Source organism: Nitrosomonas sp. ANs5 (assembly GCF_050584665.1).
In the GTDB taxonomy this organism is placed as follows: domain Bacteria; phylum Pseudomonadota; class Gammaproteobacteria; order Burkholderiales; family Nitrosomonadaceae; genus Nitrosomonas.
In genome coordinates this window covers 44,231-62,789 of the sequence record NZ_JBEUDO010000001.1, presented here as the reverse complement: position 1 = coordinate 62,789, position 18,559 = coordinate 44,231, and the positions used below count along the sequence as shown (strand labels likewise).

Below are 18,559 nucleotides of genomic sequence, written 5' to 3'. Positions count from 1 at the left end.
TCATAGCAAGGCCTATGGCGACGACGAGTAACGCCGCAGTGCGCCCGCCAGATGCGATCCAAGTGTTGCAGTTATTTATGAGCGACTCCTTAGGCTCGCAATCGTTTACTCGATTTCCTGCCGGGCTTTTTGGCGGCAGTTTCCGGTATTGCCCCGCTCGCTTCCGGATCGACCATACCTATGAACAACTTGTTTTTGAGGTTTTTGATTTCATCGCGGCACTGGGCGGCCAGTTCAAATTCAAGATTTTTTGCCGCTTCCAGCATACGCTTCTCCAGTGACTGAATTTCTTTCGCAAGCTGCGTTTCGCTCATGGCAGCGTAACGTGCTTGAATTTGTGCCACCTTGCGATGTGTTTCAGCATTCTCGCTGTCGTACACGCCATCGATCAAGTCCTTGATACGCTTTCTGATTCCACGCGGTACGATACCGTTCTGCTGATTGAATAACGTCTGTTTGCTACGCCGCCGCTCTGTTTCGTCTATAGCGCGCCGCATCGAATTAGTGATCCGGTCTGCATAAAGAATTACTGTGCCATTAACATGGCGCGCGGCCCGGCCCATGGTCTGGATCAGCGAACGCTCCGAACGCAAGAATCCCTCTTTGTCCGCATCCAAAATGCCGACCAGCGACACTTCCGGAATATCCAGCCCTTCCCGCAGCAGGTTGATGCCGACCAGCACATCAAATTTGCCGAGGCGCAGATCCCGGATGATTTCAACCCGCTCGACCGTATCGATATCGGAATGCAGATAGCGCACCCGGATGCCATGATCGGAAAAATAATCAGTTAAATCCTCGGCCATGCGCTTGGTTAGCGTGGTAACCAGCACCCGCTCTCCCTTTGCGGCACGTATTGAAACCTCCGACATCAGGTCATCCACCTGCGTAGCAATGGGCCGCACGATGATGCCCGGATCCACCAGGCCAGTAGGCCGCACTACCTGCTCCACAATTTGGCCACTGCGCTGTATTTCATAATCCGCCGGGGTGGCCGAAACAAAAATCGTTTGTGGCATCAATTTCTCAAATTCTTCGAACTTGAGCGGCCGGTTGTCGAGCGCAGAGGGCAGCCTGAAACCATAGGCAACCAGATTCTCCTTCCTTGAACGGTCCCCTTTGTACATTCCGCCGACCTGGGGTACGGTCACGTGGCTCTCATCGATGATCATCAAGGCGTTGTCCGGTAAATAATCGATCAGCGTCGGCGGCGGGTCGCCAGGGCGGCGGCCCGAAAGATGGCGCGAATAATTCTCGATACCTTTACAAAAACCCAGTTCGTTCAGCATCTCGAGATCGAAGCGGGTACGCTGCTCGAGGCGCTGGGCTTCCACCAATTTGTGGTTTTCATAGAAATAGTCCATCCGCCCGGCCAGTTCCACTTTGATGGTTTCGATTGCGCGCTGAGTGGTGCTGCGCGGTGTCACATAATGGCTGGAGGGATAAACCGTGTAGCGGGACACTCTTTGCAGCACACGGCCCGTCAAGGGGTCAAACAACGCCAGGCCTTCCACCTCGTCGTCGAACAAGTCGATGCGCAGCGCGGTTTCGGAATTTTCCGCTGGAAAGACATCCAGGACATCTCCCCGCACGCGGAAAGTCCCACGGGCAAATTCAAACTCGTTACGCTGGTATTGCATTTCCACCAGCCGTTGGATGATTTCGCGCTGGCTGATTTTTTCATGTTCACGCACGTGCAGAATCATGCCATGATAATCGACCGGATCGCCGATCCCGTAAATGCAGGACACGGTCGCAACGATGATCGCGTCATCCCGCTCGAGCAAGGATTTGGTGGCGGACAAGCGCATTTGCTCGATATGCTCGTTAATGCTTGAATCTTTCTCTATGAACAAGTCGCGGGATGGCACATAGGCTTCCGGTTGATAGTAGTCGTAATAGGAAACAAAATATTCAACTGCATTTTCCGGAAAAAACTCGCGCATTTCTGCGTACAGCTGGGCAGCCAGGGTTTTATTGGGTGCCATGATAATGGCCGGCCGCCCCAGACGGGCCAGCATGTTTGCGATCGTGAACGTTTTGCCGGAACCGGTTACGCCCAACAGGGTTTGGAAGGACAAGCCCGCATCGACGCCTTCCACCAGCCTGGCAATCGCTTCCGGTTGATCGCCCGCGGGCTGAAATGCTTGATTGAGCTTGTAAGGGCTGCCGGGAAAGGTAATAATCACGGGTTTGATTGCCACAAAATTTATAAAATTGATTTTAACATGCGGAAACCGCAAACTTCAGGAGCCCTCTCGTGAAACTCTCGCAACGTGTTCAAGCCATCAAGCCCTCGCCTACGCTGGCAGTCACCGCCAAAGCCGCTAAACTCAAGGCGGAAGGAAAGGATATCATCGGTCTTGGCGCGGGTGAACCCGATTTCGATACCCCGCAGCATATCAAGGATGCTGCGGTGACGGCCATTCAGAATGGTTTTACCAAATATACGGCCGTCGGTGGTACTGCCTCATTGAAACAGGCGGTCATTGCCAAGTTCAAACGTGAAAACTCACTGGATTTCACCGCTGGAGAAATTCTGGTGTCTTCCGGCGGCAAGCAAAGCTTCTTCAATCTGGTGCTGGCGACCATCGATCCCGGCGATGAAGTCATCATCCCCGCCCCTTACTGGGTCTCCTATCCCGACATCGTCCTGATCGCTCAAGGCAAACCGGTCTTTATTCAAACCGGGATCGAGGATAATTTCAAGATTTCCCCGGCGCAGCTGGAAAAAGCGATCACACCCAACACCCGGATGTTTGTCATCAATAGCCCCAGCAACCCTTCGGGCAGTGTTTACAGCGTGCAAGAGCTGCAGGCACTGGGTGAGATATTGCGCAAACATCCCCAAATCCTGATCGCCACCGATGACATGTACGAGCATATCCTGTTGACGGGTGGTCGATTCGTAAACATCCTGGATGCCTGCCCCGATCTAAAACCGCGCACTATTGTACTCAATGGAGTCTCCAAAGCCTATGCCATGACCGGCTGGCGGATCGGCTATTGCGGCGGGCCGGCAGCAATCATTACCGCTATGGAAAACATCCAGTCGCAGAGCACATCCAACCCTAATTCCATTGCCCAGATGGCGGCTGAAGCCGCACTGAATGGGGATCAATCCTGCATGGTCCCCATGATCACCGCCTTTAAAGAACGCAATCAATTTCTGACCGACAGCCTGAATGCCATAGCGGGCATACAATGCCTGCTGTCCCAGGGCGCTTTTTATGCCTTCGCTGATGTTCGCCAGGCAATCGACAAGCTAGCGGCCCAACGGCTGCTGCCTGATCATAGCGATATTGCTTTCAGCGCCTATTTGCTGGACAAAGCAGGTGTCGCCGTGGTCCCCGGCTCGGCTTTCGGTTCAGAGGGTTACATACGGTTGTCCTTTGCGACATCGATGGATAATCTGCGCAAAGCGATCGAACGCGTGGGAAATTTAATCGATTCCTGAGAAATGGCTGGGAAATGCCTGCTTCAGGTCAGCCTCATCGACAGGCAGAGGCAATTTATTGAAATCTAACTTTTATGCTGGAACAAGAGGCATAGCACAATCGGGTTACCCGGCTAAACTGCGTGGCAGCGGAATAGCCATGATATGAAGTAGGCTTTCATCTCATAGACAAGCGAAACAAATGATTTATGCACTCTTCCCTAAGAAGCTGTTTGGAAACACTGGATTCGATTGATCATGCAACAGCATGATGTCTGTTAATACGAATACGTACTGCTATTTCAAAACTATGGGCAACCTACCCTGCTGCCTGGCAAGGCACCCAGCATCAAGATGTGAAGCCATCCAATGCAGAGCTGGTAGAGCGCGGCGGTAGGGTGCGCTTGCGCACCATAAAACCGATGATAAATTATTGCTGGGTACATGTTCATCCTTCACACAGCTGACAACCGCGAAGCCAGATCTTTTTCCGGCAACCTGAATTAACGTCGGCTGGATGGTGCGTAAGCGCACCCAATAGCTGAGGCAAAAATTTTTTTCCAGAATCTGCTTGACTTGAAGTACAGTTCATAGTTCATGGCGAGGCCCAACGGACCACAGCCATGCAGACACTTTTCAGCGACAATGCATCGCCGCAAGGGATACGGCGTTGAGGAGATGATTCTGAAACGGAAATTTCCAAGCGCATGCCGCTGGTATCAGAGTGACCCGGAGGCCTTTCATTCAGAAGCCCGAATCACTTAAAACCTAGATGTTGATACGTTTATCTCGCCTGATGAGTCCAATTTCTTCAGCCGTACGCAATGCTTCGTATCGGCAGTGAACACCCAAACGCTCCATAATTCTTTGGTATTGCGTGCGCACAGTCGCCGGAGAACGATTCAAGTGCTGCGCGAGTATTTTGGTATTGGTCGTCTTCTTTTCAAGACTTGCTTCCAGCAAAGTATAAAAAGATGGGGACAAACGTCCGGACTGCCTTTTACTCATACTTGATCTCCATATTTTTTATTTTTTAAAACAGAAAACGGTCAAAGTCTGTGTACTCTACACAAGCAAATTGATTTGCCTACATGCCTATCCCCTCATGGAAAGTCATGCCCCATATAACATGCAAGCAATTTTTATGCCAACTTATATAAACTTTTGATTTAAAAACATTGAGAACCAGAGTCTTTTTATAGCATTGACTGGCTGTAAAATTTTCCGACACGTTCTCTCATCCGGCACACAAAACCGCACCGACTTAGATCGATGTTCCACCCCCCCAACATTAGTCATAACCGATCTTGATGCATGTGGCATTTCCCACGCAGGAATCAAGTCGAAATCTTTTGTGCATGCAACCGCAAGAAAGCTGGCGACGCTAGCGAGAAATAACAGATTCACGTTTATCAGGTATACAATAAATTTATCAATTTTCTTGTAATGCTTAATAATGAATGTAAACCTGCAGCAACATTTCTTTATAAGAGTTTGATATTCTCAAATGAAGCTGGCGGCAATCACGCCCATATTTTACGGAGGCAACATGAAAAAAATATTGCTCCTGGCACTGCTGCTAAGTGTAAGTGCACAGGCATACGCTCAACATGAGCAGGGTCATCAAGGTGGCATGCATGGAGGTGGACATCATGGCGGAAAGCATGCTAGCGAACATGGGGGCAAGCATCATGGTGGCATGCGTGGTGGTGGCCCGGAACTGGATGAAGCAACCCTTAAACTATTTTTTGAGCCACTCCCCGCTTCGATCATTGACGAGCAAAAGAACGCAGCCTTGATCAGACTTGGCAAAGTGCTTTACATGGATCCCAGGCTTTCGGTCAACGACACCATTTCTTGCAATTCCTGTCATCGCCTGGACAAATTTGGTGTGGATAACGAACCGACCTCACCCGGCCATGCAGGCAAACGCGGCGGCAGAAACTCACCCACCACCCTCAATGCCGCGCTACATATTGCCCAATTCTGGGATGGCCGTGCCAAAGATGTCGAAGAGCAGGCCCTTGGACCCATCCTGAATCCAGTAGAAATAGGCATGCCGAGTGAAGCTGCCGTCATCGACAAATTAAAAAAAATCGAAGCCTATCAAACACTTTTTCCAGAAGCATTCAAAGGCTAGGATGATCCCTTCCAATATAAGAACATCGGCATTGCCATTGGCGCTTTCGAGCGCACGCTGTTGACGCCCTCTCGTTTCGATGATTTTCTCAATGGCGATAAGGAGGCACTCAGCCAGGCCGAACAAAGAGGGCTGAGGAAATTCATCCACATGGGATGCGCTACCTGCCATAACGGTGTGGCGCTGGGCGGTAATTCATTCAAGAAATAGGCATGGTCGAACCCTATGAAACCGCCGACATGGGTCGATACGAAGTCACGGGCATCGAAAGTGACAAAAAAGTATTCAAGGTGCCCGGCCTCAGAAACATCACCAAAACCAGCCCCTATTTTCATGATGGGTCCGTCGAAACACTGGACGAAGCCATTCGCTTGATGGCCAAACATCAGCTGGGTCGGCAAGTGGGCGAAGGCTTTGTCAAGGACGTAAAACTATTCTTCGGAGCCTTGACCGACAAAGAAAGAGAATAAGCAGCCCGGATTCTTCAATAAAGCGCGGCAGAATCTCAGAAAAACTGACACCCGGTCTTGTACATGAAAAGGGTGCAAGCCGCCTCACCCGATTGGAGAATCCGGAATTATTGGTAGATTTACGGATTAACTATTGAATAGACGTTTTATCCTTTCCTCACCAGCACCAGAATCCCTAATGGCGGGATATAAAAACGGTGCATCCGCAGATCACATCCAGGTTTTTTCAAACCGAAACTCGAAAATATTTTTGTTTTGGCAACTTTTGCAGTCAAATTCAAGTACGTTGTCCTGTTTTGTATGCAATTGCATTATTGCTAAGATTCCAAGTATCACCTACGATAAAAACACCAAAGAGGTACCGTCTCCAATCGGAGACAAATAGCCTCGATGGCATTTCAAGATATAAAAAATATTTTCAAATATTTTTTGTTTCTTAATCCACGATATCAAAGGAGAAATACCATGGAACAGTTTTCCAAGAAAGTCTTGGTTGCCAGTATCGTTCTTGCATTTGGTGTAGCAGGTAACGCTTGGGCCAACCCGACCAACACTGCGGCCGAAGGTTTTGAAGGCGATCAGCATGCCAGTGTTAATTCCTATGCCGAAGGCACGGGTACCGCTGCTTCGAGTGAAGGCAGCACATCGACTGTTGGCGATGTGGATAGCAACAAAGACTTCAGCGATAACAGCGTGGCTGACAACAGCGACAATAGCAACCATAGCGACAACAGCAACAACAGCGATAACAGCGTGGCTGATAACAGCGACAACAGCAACCATAGCGACAACAGCAACAACAGCGATAACAGCGTGGCTGACAACAGCGACAATAGCAACCATAGCGACAACAGCAACAACAGCGATAACAGCGTGGCTGATAACAGCGACAATAGCAACCATAGCGACAACAGCAACAACAGCGATAACAGCGTGGCTGACAACAGCGACAATAGCAACCATAGCGACAACAGCAACAACAGCGATAACAGCGTGGCTGACAACAGCGACAATAGTGACAACAGTATCGCTGTCGAAGCTGCTGTAGGAGTTGGTGACGGCAATGCTTCAGCCACCAATGGCAGCACCGCTACGGCAGACAATAGCGATAACACCAACAACAGTATCAACGACTCATACAACCAGACCGCCACCGACTCGTTCAACAACACCGATGATAACAGCGACAACAGCTATTCATCGGCCGCAGGAGATGGCGGCGCTGCTTCTGCCAACAATGGCGGTACCGCCACGGTTGACAACAGCGATAACAGCCTTACTGATAACAGCGACAACAGCTATGCCGCCGCTGAAAGAAGGTCTGCATCCGCAAACAATAACAGCTCCGCTTCGGTAGACAACAGCGATCATAGCGATAACAGCTATGCCGCCGCATCCGACAATTCGGCAGCTGCCAACAACAACAGCACTGCTACAGTTGATAACAGCGACAACAGCGACAACAGCTATGCCGCCGCATCTGAAAATTCGGCAGCCGCCAACAACAACAGCACCACTACGGTGGATAACACCAATAACAGCGATCACAGCATGACCAGTGCCGACAATGGTAGCGCGGCATCCAACGGGGGTGATGCAACCAGCAACTACACCTATTCTGTTAACAACGCCACACTGGATGGTACTGTATCGGGTGTCGGAGTTGATTCAACTGACGGGCACGGCGAGAATGCAATTCCATTCGCTCACAATTCAATTGGCGACTCATTCAATGGTGCTGCCGGCCTGAACCAAGTTGCACAAAATTCAGGATCAGGCTCACTGATTCAGCAACAAGTATCTTTCCAAGGCAACGTAAACGTCAATCAGTAACGATTGATCACGTTTAATCTGCTTTAGTTGATATGGATAGCTGGCAAGTCATGCTCGATTCAGCTTGCTTGCCAGCTTTTTTCCAGGCTGGATACGCGAGCGTAAATTAGAAAGGTGGGTTTGATATGGATACCATGATCAGAAAAAGTCTCATTGCTTTGGCGATGTCAATCCCGGTTAATATGCTGTATGCTGCTGCGCCTGATTCAGAGGAGTTTTGGGAAGGTACGCTTCTTTTTCACGCCGATAAAGCATCGATTGAGGAACTGGACAATGCACGAGGACGGGAGGGAATCGATATAACAACACTCAACAACATGAATGTACGCGCGACACTTACCGATAACAATGCAACCAATAATACCAGTGGCTTCAATATTATTGATCACGGCTCCTTTGCCGGTGCAGGTGGTATGTTTTCAGTCATCCAGAATTCAGGTAATAATGTATTGATACAGGATTCCACAATCATCAATGTCACGATTTTGCCTTAATAAGCAAGCACATCCTGAGCAATAATTCAGGCAGACTATATCTTGGCAAGAAGCTGAATTCGTAAGTATTTTACAAAATTGTTGCCGTAATAACCAAGCAACCATTTCACAGACCCCGAGAGCCAGACATGAAACTTCGACCGACACTGCTTCTGATAGTTTGGATAATGACTGGCGGCACCGCCTTTGGCATAGAGCTGGTCGGCATAGCAGGCGGGGGTAATTTCAACATTCAGGGAAAAAGTTTTGCCGAGCGCCGTTTCAGTACCGTCTATCGGCAGCAGTTTGATTTCAGTTGCGGTTCGGCTGCGCTGGCTAGCCTGCTCACTTATCATTATGACGATATCGTCGATGAGCAATCCGTTTTCGTCGACATGTTTCAGCATGGCAATCAACAGAAAATCAAGAAAGAAGGATTTTCCATGCTGGATATGAAGCTCTATCTCGAACGAAGAGGGTATCCCTCGGATGGTTTCAAGATAAACCTGGACCAATTGTACTCCACCGGTAGCCCCGCCATCACCATCATCAATGACAAGGGTTACATGCATTTTGTCATTATCAAGGGTGTCGATACCCATAAAATATTGGTGGGTGATCCAGCGCAAGGGGTAAAGATTATCGCCAGACATGAATTCGAAAAAATGTGGGGTAATCGTATCTTATTTCTGATTCACGGCAACCTAGATCCTGAAGTATCCTATCAGCAAGCTCGTCAGGAATGGGCGGATCGGTTAGCGCCTTTGGGGGACGCTGTCGATCACTCCAGTTTAGCAATTTTTAATGTGTTACGTCCTGGGCCCTGGGATTTCCGCTAGGCGCTTTTAGGAGAGGGAGGAACAATGGAAACCAGCAACGTTCAACAAAAAAAAGTCAATGTTCCAGCGATTCTTCTAACAGCCACCTTCACCTGCTTGTCAGTACCGGCAACAGCCGAAGGTGTGGATAACGTGGCTTATCGCTCAGCTTTTGATCATGACAACAATTGGGAACGGGCGACAGATGATGAGCTCGATGAATTGAGAGGCGGGTTTATTCTTCCCAATGGCGTACGCATTGATTTGAATCTGGAAAAAATCGTCATGCTGAATGGCAACGAACTGTTCTCATCCTATTTTCAAACGCCGAAAGACACTTTATTGCTGCAAAACGGCATTCAGAATTTGGTCGCGGACTCCGTCATGACACCAGCAATGGGTTCCTTCATCCAGAATACATTGGATGGCCAACAGATCCGCACGATCACGGAAATCAACATAGAAATCAGCAATCTGCAGAATGCAGAAATAATTAACAGCGATCATCGGGTTTTTACTGATTTTATCATGCCTGGGTTAAAATAGTTCAATAGGCTGAGATTGTAAAAGCTGTCGATCGCGGAGAGGAATGTGCGCAACAAAATTGCTTTATCACTGAAAATCATAAAATACCCATTTCTTGTCCTTTGTCTGTCAATCGCTACCACAGCATTCCCGCAAACAAACGAATCAGACGAGATACTCCAGCAATACAAGGCGCTCTTTGCGGAGCAACAAAAAGAATTCGAGAAACAACGCCGTATCATTATTGAGCAGGGAAAGGAAATAGAAAAACTCAAAACTCGTCTCGATAGCCTTTCCAAACAGCCCGCCAAATCGGCTCAATCAAGTCAGCCCCCTGCCCCGAGTCCTGCCGGCAACGTTCAGACCGCACAACCTAGCAGGCCGGTTAATAAAAGCCCTGGTCAGGCTACTGCGCAAGCAAAGCCTGCCAATATGCCTGCCGGCCCGGTTGGGCAAGCGCCTTTACAAAAAGAGGAAAAACCGAGACCGCCCGAAATGCCAAGGCTAAGCGACACGGTCGGAGGTGTCCTGACACGCAAAGGGAAATTTGTAATTGAACCGACACTGGAATATTCCTTCACCGACAGCAATCGCCTATTTCTGGATGCATTCACATTTCTACCTGCAATCGCTGTCGGTTTGATAGACGTGCGCCAAATTGACCGTCACAGCTTTATGGCAAGTCTAGGCGGGCGCTATGGCGTCACCGATCGTTTTGAGGTGGAAGCAAGAATTCCTTACCGGGCGCGTTTTGACGAACAACGCTCCCGGCCAATCAGCGTTGGTGCCGGGATCGATGAGACTTTTAATGCTTCGGGACATGGCTTGGGCGACATTGAATTTGCTGCGCGCTACCAGCTCAACTCCGGAGCGGGCGGATGGCCTATCCTGGTCGGAAATATGTTCGTTACAGTGCCGACAGGCAAAGGTCCGTTCGATATAGAATACGCGCAGGCTCAGGGTGTACCCGGCGCAGTATTTCCCACTGAAGTCCCGACCGGTGCCGGTTTTTTCAGTTTCCAGCCCAGTATCACTGCGCTTTATGCTTCCGACCCGGCAGTTTTCTTTGCTAACCTGGGCTATAACTTCAATGCCCGCACCAAAGAGACCAACATCGGCGGAGAAGATATCCGGGTCAACCCAGGTGATGGCGTTGGCATTACTTTCGGGATGGGATTTGGCATCAATGAACGTTCGTCCTTCAATATCGGCTACTCGCATCGCCACAATTTCAACTCCAGGGTGAATGGCAGGAAACTGCCCGGCAGCCAGTTAGATATTGGACAATTACTAATCGGTTATGCTTTCAAGTACTCAATGCTCACCACGCTGAACCTATCATTCGCTATAGGCACCACCAGCGATGCGCAGGATATCCGTTTAAATTTCAGAATGCCCATGATGTTCTAGGAGGCTGTCCGAGAATAGCGATCGTAGCGAGGGCGAGGCTGGTTGAGCGGGATTTTTCGATCATTTGAGGCGAATAGTCGTTCTATTCAACGAAAAGGATCGGAAAATCCAGCCAGCCAAAATCGTCCGCAGTAGATCAGTCTATTCTCGGACAGCCTCCTAGGGCATATCTGTTTCGATTCATTCAGCACTTGCGGATATTTCCCGATCTCAACGCATCGCAGATCTTCATTCTCCCTCCATCTTCACGCAGCTAAAAATCGCGAAACTAGACTTTTCCCATCAACCGTAATTTAGCGCCGGCTGGATGGTGCACAAGCGCACCCTACCGTTTATCGTTGCTGCGAGCCGTATATGCGGCGCGGCAACCTAGTACTCCGTTCCGCCAAAACGCTTACATAAAATCGCGCCTTCGCCTGCCATGCGTTGTTGCAAATCCTCGCCATAGCTACGGCTATGACTGCGGTTTGCGCCTAGCCTGGCAGGCGAATCCATCGATTTCATTTGTAAGCTAATTGACGGAACGAAGTACTAGAGAGCGCATTGATGCACCATAATCTTCAGTCCGACACTCTCTCATACGGTCAATATATTGTTTATAGAAGTATAAGCTGCTGTTTTTAAATTCACCCAGCTGGTGTCCGGGATAATAGGACAAATTAAAAGTAGCCTAAGCAAACGTTTGGGAGTACGCTATCAGTACAGCACATGGAGGTGAGTGATGATGAGAAATACCATTCTCCCAAGGCAGGGTTTGTATGACCCAGCAGACGAACATGATGCTTGTGGTGTTGGGTTCATCACGCATATCAAGGGCCGGCATTCCCACCAGCTAGTACTTGATGCATTGGACATGCTGCGCAACATGGATCATCGGGGCGCGTGTGGTTGCGAAAAGAATACTGGAGATGGCGCAGGTATTTTGACCGGGATTCCCGATGCCTACATGCGGGAAATCGCACAGCACGACTTTGACATCGACTTGCCCGAGCCGGGCCGCTACAGTATCGGCAACATTTTCCTGCCGCCAGACCCGGATGACCGGGCCTATTGCAAACGACAGCTGGAATACTATATCACCCAGCAGGAACAAATCCTGCTTGGCTGGCGCACTTTACCGACCGACGCTGACAAAGCCGATATCGGTCTTTCCGCACGACTGACGCAACCAGCCATCGAGCAGCTGTTCATTGCTGCCGCACCCGATCTGGACGAGCCCGCTTTCTGCAGGCAATTGTATTTGCTGCGCAAGCAGGCCTACCACCGGATCGCGGCTGAAAGACCTGAATTGCTGGACAAATACTATGTATGCTCGCTGAATAACCGTGTCATTGTCTATAAAGGTCAGCTGACCAGCGGGCAGGTGCCGCTTTATTATCCCGATTTGCTTGACAGCAGGTTCAGCAGCCATCTGGCGATGGTTCACTCGCGCTTTTCCACCAATACCTTCCCTTCCTGGGATCGCGCCCAACCCATGCGCTTCCTGGGCCACAATGGTGAAATCAATACGCTTCGTGGCAATATCAACTGGATACGCGCGCGTGAAGAGTTGATGGACAGCGACTTGTTCGCCGGGGAATTCAAAAAGCTGCTGCCCATCATCGACCAGACGACCAGTGATTCCGGTGTGTTCGATAATGTGTTGGAATTATTGTTGCTTGCGGGCAGGCCATTGCCCGAAGCCGTAATGATGATGATCCCCGAAGCCTGGCAGAACAATCCATTGATGTCCGCGGAGAAACGGGCTTTCTATGAATATTTTTCATGTCTCATGGAGCCCTGGGATGGGCCGGCATTGGTCACGTTTACTGACGGCCGCTATATCGGTGCGGTGCTGGACCGCAACGGCCTGCGTCCCGGCCGTTTTACCATCACGCATGACGATCGCGTCATCATGGCCTCCGAAGCGGGCGTATTGCCATCGGTTGCAGCGAGCATGGTAAAAACCAAAGGGCGCATGCAACCCGGCCATATGTTCCTGGTCGACACGGATGAGGGTCGCCTGATTCCGGACGATGAACTCAAAAACACGCTGGCTTCACACCGCCCCTACGCCCGCTGGCTGGCGCACCAACGCCTCCGTCTGGAGGATTTGCCCGCTCACCGCCAACAGACGCATGAGCCTGATCCTCAGGCTCTGCTGGCGCGCATGCAGGCGTTCGGTTATACCACCGAAACCCTGCAATTTATCCTGCGCCCCATGATTCTACAAAAACGCGATCCAATCGGTTCGATGGGAAACGATGCCGCGCTGGCGGTACTCAGTGAACAGCCGCGACTGCTTTACGACTATTTCAAGCAATTATTTGCACAGGTGACCAACCCCCCCATCGATTCCATTCGGGAATCGGAGATCATGTCGCTGGCCTGTTATATCGGCCCCGAAGGCAATCTGTTGACCACCACTGAACAGCATGCCCACAGACTCTATCTGCCTGAACCGATACTCAGCAATGCACAATTGTCCGCCATCAAGCAAATTGACAGGATTCGACCGGATTACGGCTGGAAAACCCTCACCATCGATATCACATGGAATGTGAACAAAAGTGGCGAGGGCTTGGACCAAACACTCGCGCGTATTTGCCACGAGGCCGAAGCCGCAGTGACAGCAGGTTACTCCTTGGTAGTATTGTCAGACCGAAATATCGGTCCGGCAAGAGTCGCCAGCAGCATGCTGCTGGCCGTCGGTGCCGTTCACCAGCATCTGGTCAGGCAAGGCAAACGTTCACAACTTGGGATCGTGATCGAAACTGGCGAGGCGCGTGAAGTGCATCATCATTGCCTGCTGATAGGCTATGGCGCGGATGCAGTCAACCCTTATCTTGCCTTCGAGGTCTTATGGCAAGATCGGCATCAAGGACGATTGCCGCCGGTCTTCGACAGCGATGACGCCATAGTGACTGCCTATCACCAGGCGGTAGCCAAGGGCATGCTGAAAGTCATGGCAAAAATGGGCATTTCCACACTGGCCTCTTACAAAGGCGCACAGATTTTCGAGGCCATCGGCCTGAGTCAACAGGTCATCAAGCGGTGCTTCGCCGGCACCGCCAGTCGCATCGATGGCGCAGATCTGGCAGTGCTGGAAAATGAAATCCTGCAGCGCCATGCAGCAGGCTATCCACGCCGTCAACCGGCCCGATCGCCGCTCCTATCCAACGATGGCCAGATCCACTGGCGGGCCGAGGGCGAAAAGCATGCCCTGAACCCGCAAACCATTGCCTTGCTTCAAACAGTCGCTCAAACCAATAGCGGCGAGGCCTATGAGCAATTCGCCAAGCTCGTTGACACGGATGATCGCAACCGTTGCACTTTACGCAGTCTGTTCAAATTCAGAGAGAATGTGCGTCCCGCCATTTCTCTGGAAGCAGTCGAATCAGCAGCCAGCATCGTCAGGCGATTCCGTACCGGCGCAATGAGCTTTGGCTCAATCAGCAGCGAAGCCCATGAAACATTGGCGATAGCGATGAACCGCATAGGCGGCAAAAGCAATACCGGCGAAGGTGGTGAAGACCCTGCCCGTTTCATCCCCGATCAAAATGGCGATTTGCGCCGTTCCGCCATCAAACAGATTGCTTCAGGGCGTTTCGGCGTCACCGGTTGGTATCTGGCCAACGCGGATGAGTTGCAAATTAAAATGGCACAAGGCGCCAAGCCAGGTGAAGGTGGCGAGTTGCCAAGCTACAAAGTGGACCGGATCATAGCTAAAACACGCCACGCCATCCCTGGTGTCGGGCTCATCTCTCCCCCCCCGCACCATGATATTTATTCCATCGAGGATCTGGCTCAGCTGATCTATGATTTAAAGAATGCGAATCCATCTGCCATCATCAGTGTAAAACTGGTCGCGGAGATGGGTGTCGGCACGATTGCCGCAGGCGTGGCCAAAGCCCATGCCGATCACATCCTCATCAGCGGACATGATGGCGGCACCGGCGCATCGCCCTGGACCAGTATCAAACATGCTGGCCTTCCCTGGGAACTGGGCATCAGTGAAGCGCACCAGACACTGGTATTGAACGATTTGCGCAGCCGGGTCTCACTGGAGACGGATGGACAGCTCAAAACCGGTCGTGACGTGGTCATCGCCACCCTGCTGGGCGCCGAAAAATTTGGATTTGCCACGATCCCCTTGATCACTCTGGGCTGCATCATGATGCGCAAATGCCACTTGAATACATGCCCGGTTGGTGTTGCCACACAGGATCCGCAGCTGCGCAAAAACTTTGCAGGCAAGCCCGAATATGTGATCAACTACCTATTCATGGTCGCGGAACATACACGCCGCATCATGGCAGAATTAGGCTTCGCCACGATCGAAGAGATGGTCGGCCAGGTAGAGATGCTGGAAACCAATGAAGCTGTCCGCAATTGGAAAAATCATGGCCTCGATCTTTCTCCGATTCTAACGCCGGCACAACCGCCTGCTTATCGTCAGAATGTTGGCCGCTTCAAGCAGATCAAGCAGAATCACGGCCTGGAACAGGCGCTGGACAACGAATTGATCAGGCTGGCCCACCCTGCCCTGCAATCCGGCGACAAAGTGATTATCGATCTGCCCATTTTCAACACACACCGCACCGTCGGCACAATGCTCAGCCATGCGTTATGCAAGGCCTATGGCGCTGCCGGCTTACCGGACGATACCATCACAATCAAGCTCACCGGCTCGGCCGGCCAGTCGGTCGCTGCCTGGCTGCAGCGCGGGATCACCATCCGGTTGGAAGGTGAAGCCAATGATTATGTGGGCAAAGGATTGTCAGGTGGCAAACTGATTATTTATCCCCCCCGCTGCGCGACATACGCACCCGAAGAAAACGTCATCATCGGGAATGTCGCGCTTTATGGCGCAACCAGCGGGGAAGCCTATTTCAGGGGCATGGCGGCCGAGCGGTTTTGTGTGCGCAATTCCGGCGCCCATGCGGTGGTCGAAGGTGTTGGCGATAATGGCTGTGAATACATGACAGCCGGCCGGGTGGCCGTCCTTGGCCCGACCGGTCGTAATTTTGCGGCAGGTATGTCTGGCGGCATTGCCTATGTCTGGGATCCTGCAAGCAGATTCAGGGCACATTGCAATCCCGGCTCGGTCACACTGGAGAAAATGGAAAACAAATTGGACATCATCGAGCTGCATGAAATGATTGAGAATCATTATCGCTATACCGGCTCGACCGTCGCCAGAAACATATTGGATAACTGGGAACATTCACTGACCGCGTTCACAAAAGTGATGCCAATTGACTACCAAAGTGTATTGCTGGGCTTGACTGTGCGCGCAGATGAAGTGGAGAAATCAGGACTGGGAGCAGCGCGTATCGAACATACACTGGTCATGAGCCAATGAATTCAATCATTCCGGCTGCAGCTGATCCAGGCTGATGCGCTTGCTCAGGCTCCCGTTAATTATTGAAATTGCCACCCAATATTGCAACGAGGGGGTGTTCATATGGGCAAACCAACAGGCTTCAAGGAATATCCGCGCCAGACAGTTCCTTATGCGGACCCATCCAAGCGGCTCAAATCTTATCAGGAGTTTCTTGTCCCGGTAGCGGAAAAACACCTGAAAACCCAGGGTGCCCGCTGCATGGACTGTGGCGTGCCATTCTGTCAGTCCGAAACAGGGTGCCCGGTCGACAATCTCATTCCGGAATGGAATGATCTGGTTTATCAGGGCCGGTGGCGGGAAGCATTGGATCGATTACATAAAACCAACAATTTTCCGGAATTCACCGGCCGCGTATGCCCGGCGCCATGCGAGGGGGCATGCGTATTGGGGATTACCGATTTACCGGTCACGATCAAAAATATCGAATGTGCAATCATCGACCGTGGCTTTGCCGAAGGCTGGGTAACGCCCAAACAGCCAAGCCATCGCACCGGTAAAACAGTCGCGGTCATCGGCAGTGGTCCAGCCGGATTGGCGGCAGCGGATCAGTTAAATCAGGCCGGCCATAGCGTCACTGTATTTGAGCGCCATGATCGTGTCGGTGGTCTATTGATGTATGGCATTCCTAACATGAAGCTGGATAAAACAGTCGTGATGCGGCGCGTCAATTTATTGCAGGCCGAGGGCGTCAAATTTATCACCCGCACATACATAGTTGGCAATGACATACCGTCCGCCAGCCAGGCAGACGACAAAACCATCACCTATATCGATATTCATGCACTGCAGAGTGATTATGACGCTATTTTGCTGGCCTGCGGCGCCACGCGTCCGCGTGATCTGCCGATCCCGGGGCGCCAGCTGGATGGAATCCATTATGCGATGCCCTTTCTGCATCACAACACCAAGATGTTGCTGGATGATGGCCAGGTGACAACGCCCCTTATTTCTGCCAGAAACAAGGATGTGATTGTCATTGGCGGCGGCGACACAGGCAACGACTGTATCGGCACGGCCATGCGTCATGGTTGCAAATCCTTGATCAATTTTGAGTTGCTGGGACGGCCACCGTTGCAACGCACTGCCGGCAATCCGTGGCCGCAATGGCCACGGATTTTCCGGATCGACTATGGACATCAGGAAGCAGCGGCTCGTTTCGGTCGTGACCCCAGAGAGTTTGCGATCCTGGCCAAGGCATTTATCGATGACGGACATGGCCATGTCGCTGCGATCCGCACGCTACGCATCGACTGGTCGAAACCCAGTGACAAAGCACCCTTTACCGAAATCGCAGGCTCCGAAACAATTTTTCCCGCACAGCTGGTTTTGCTTGCCATGGGTTTTCTTGGTCCAGAACAATCCATTGCATCCAGCCTGGGCCTGGAAACCGACAATCGTTCCAACTTCAAGGCGGACTATGGTCATTTTGCAACCAGTATTCCAGGCATATTTGCTGCAGGAGACTGTCGCCGCGGACAGTCGCTGGTTGTGTGGGCCATTGCAGAGGGCCGAGAGGCAGCCCGGGCGATTGATCACTATCTTTCTACCCGAGACTTGGCCGCGCAAGATATAGCGATGATGTGTCATTGACTGGAAGCTGGCTTTCTGTATTTCCCATTGCATGAAATTATCAGGTTGTTTGAAATTTCTGACTTCCGGCAAGCATGCCGGACAGCCCTTGCGGTAAATGTACGCCAACTTTTCCCGAATCACTGCCACCGCCATAAGGTGACAGCCGAAAATAATCACTCGCCACAATTCAGGTAGCGTTCAAAGTCACGGCAGCCATGCATCGCCGCAATGGCTATGACGTTGAAGAGATGGACCTGAAACGGAATTTTCCAAACAGCTTTTCTGTCACAAGTCATATGGTGCGTGAATGCATGCCACACCTGCCGAAGCTAGTTTCGTGACAGGGACAGGCATTCGCGTGATTAAGCCATTGCGTTAAAATATTAAAATCAATTTCAACAGAAATGGAGGATATGGATAATGAAAAAGGCAGTGATAATAGTTGCCTCGTTTTTTATTGCTGGATATATCTACCTGATGTACAACTACTTCTAAC

The 18,559-nt window shown here is 51.0% G+C and carries 13 protein-coding genes; 11 read left to right on the top strand and 2 right to left on the bottom strand.

Going from position 1 to position 18,559, the window contains the following annotated elements:
- Positions 1–89: 89 nt before the first annotated feature.
- The gene (gene uvrB / locus ABTW62_RS00245) at positions 90–2,189 is read right to left on the bottom strand and encodes an excinuclease ABC subunit UvrB (protein WP_430902635.1); all 2,100 of its coding nucleotides are present in this window, start codon (positions 2,187–2,189) and stop codon (positions 90–92) included.
- Between the two features lie 71 nt (positions 2,190–2,260).
- On the opposite strand from uvrB, the gene ABTW62_RS00240 reads away from it, so the two are divergent.
- Positions 2,261–3,457 (top strand): pyridoxal phosphate-dependent aminotransferase, encoded by a 1,197-nt coding sequence (locus ABTW62_RS00240; protein WP_430902562.1) that lies wholly within the window; start codon positions 2,261–2,263, stop codon positions 3,455–3,457.
- Positions 3,458–4,204: 747 nt separating this feature from the next.
- Here the strand turns inward: ABTW62_RS00240 and ABTW62_RS00235 are convergent.
- Positions 4,205–4,444 carry a DNA-binding response regulator gene (locus ABTW62_RS00235; RefSeq protein ID WP_430902561.1) on the bottom strand — a complete coding sequence of 80 codons (240 nt, stop codon included), beginning with the start codon at positions 4,442–4,444 and terminating at the stop codon, positions 4,205–4,207.
- Positions 4,445–4,985: 541 nt separating this feature from the next.
- Between ABTW62_RS00235 and ABTW62_RS00230 the strand changes: the two genes are divergently transcribed.
- The 10 genes from ABTW62_RS00230 to ABTW62_RS00185 all read left to right on the top strand — a co-directional run bounded on the left by ABTW62_RS00230 (position 4,986) and on the right by ABTW62_RS00185 (position 18,081).
- The gene (locus ABTW62_RS00230) at positions 4,986–5,576 is read left to right on the top strand and encodes a cytochrome-c peroxidase (protein ID WP_430902560.1); all 591 of its coding nucleotides are present in this window, start codon (positions 4,986–4,988) and stop codon (positions 5,574–5,576) included.
- Between the two features lie 60 nt (positions 5,577–5,636).
- Positions 5,637–5,786: a hypothetical protein gene (locus ABTW62_RS00225; protein WP_430902559.1), complete on the top strand. Its 150-nt coding sequence runs from the start codon at positions 5,637–5,639 to the stop codon at positions 5,784–5,786.
- Between the two features lie 2 nt (positions 5,787–5,788).
- Complete coding sequence (locus tag ABTW62_RS00220) at positions 5,789–6,046, top strand: hypothetical protein (RefSeq protein WP_430902558.1); 258 nt, start codon at positions 5,789–5,791, stop codon at positions 6,044–6,046.
- A 465-nt stretch (positions 6,047–6,511) separates the two neighbouring features.
- Positions 6,512–7,879 (top strand): hypothetical protein, encoded by a 1,368-nt coding sequence (locus ABTW62_RS00215; protein WP_430902557.1) that lies wholly within the window; start codon positions 6,512–6,514, stop codon positions 7,877–7,879.
- A gap of 125 nt (positions 7,880–8,004) precedes the next feature.
- The gene (locus ABTW62_RS00210; protein WP_430902556.1) at positions 8,005–8,373 is read left to right on the top strand and encodes a hypothetical protein; all 369 of its coding nucleotides are present in this window, start codon (positions 8,005–8,007) and stop codon (positions 8,371–8,373) included.
- A 128-nt stretch (positions 8,374–8,501) separates the two neighbouring features.
- A complete protein-coding gene (locus ABTW62_RS00205) occupies positions 8,502–9,191 on the top strand; it encodes a C39 family peptidase (RefSeq protein WP_430902555.1) in 690 nt (229 codons plus the stop codon).
- A 24-nt stretch (positions 9,192–9,215) separates the two neighbouring features.
- Positions 9,216–9,716: a hypothetical protein gene (locus tag ABTW62_RS00200; protein WP_430902554.1), complete on the top strand. Its 501-nt coding sequence runs from the start codon at positions 9,216–9,218 to the stop codon at positions 9,714–9,716.
- Between the two features lie 45 nt (positions 9,717–9,761).
- A complete protein-coding gene (locus ABTW62_RS00195) occupies positions 9,762–11,105 on the top strand; it encodes a transporter (RefSeq protein ID WP_430902553.1) in 1,344 nt (447 codons plus the stop codon).
- Between the two features lie 721 nt (positions 11,106–11,826).
- Positions 11,827–16,449, top strand: a complete 4,623-nt coding sequence (gene gltB, locus ABTW62_RS00190) for a glutamate synthase large subunit (protein WP_430902552.1) — start codon at positions 11,827–11,829, stop codon at positions 16,447–16,449.
- A 102-nt stretch (positions 16,450–16,551) separates the two neighbouring features.
- Positions 16,552–18,081 carry a glutamate synthase subunit beta gene (locus ABTW62_RS00185; protein ID WP_430902551.1) on the top strand — a complete coding sequence of 510 codons (1,530 nt, stop codon included), beginning with the start codon at positions 16,552–16,554 and terminating at the stop codon, positions 18,079–18,081.
- The last annotated feature ends 478 nt before the right edge of the window (positions 18,082–18,559 follow it).

Excerpts from the sequence above, each read along its gene's own strand:
- ABTW62_RS00230 (WP_430902560.1), top strand. The coding sequence starts at position 4,986 with ATGAAAAAAATATTGCTCCTGGCACTGCTGCTAAGTGTAAGTGCACAG.
- ABTW62_RS00205 (WP_430902555.1), top strand. The coding sequence starts at position 8,502 with ATGAAACTTCGACCGACACTGCTTCTGATAGTTTGGATAATGACTGGC.
- ABTW62_RS00220 (WP_430902558.1), top strand. The coding sequence starts at position 5,789 with ATGGTCGAACCCTATGAAACCGCCGACATGGGTCGATACGAAGTCACG.
- gltB (WP_430902552.1), top strand. The coding sequence starts at position 11,827 with ATGATGAGAAATACCATTCTCCCAAGGCAGGGTTTGTATGACCCAGCA.
- ABTW62_RS00185 (WP_430902551.1), top strand. The coding sequence starts at position 16,552 with ATGGGCAAACCAACAGGCTTCAAGGAATATCCGCGCCAGACAGTTCCT.
- ABTW62_RS00215 (WP_430902557.1), top strand. The coding sequence starts at position 6,512 with ATGGAACAGTTTTCCAAGAAAGTCTTGGTTGCCAGTATCGTTCTTGCA.
- ABTW62_RS00200 (WP_430902554.1), top strand. The coding sequence starts at position 9,216 with ATGGAAACCAGCAACGTTCAACAAAAAAAAGTCAATGTTCCAGCGATT.
- ABTW62_RS00210 (WP_430902556.1), top strand. The coding sequence starts at position 8,005 with ATGGATACCATGATCAGAAAAAGTCTCATTGCTTTGGCGATGTCAATC.
- ABTW62_RS00235 (WP_430902561.1), bottom strand. The coding sequence starts at position 4,444 with ATGAGTAAAAGGCAGTCCGGACGTTTGTCCCCATCTTTTTATACTTTG.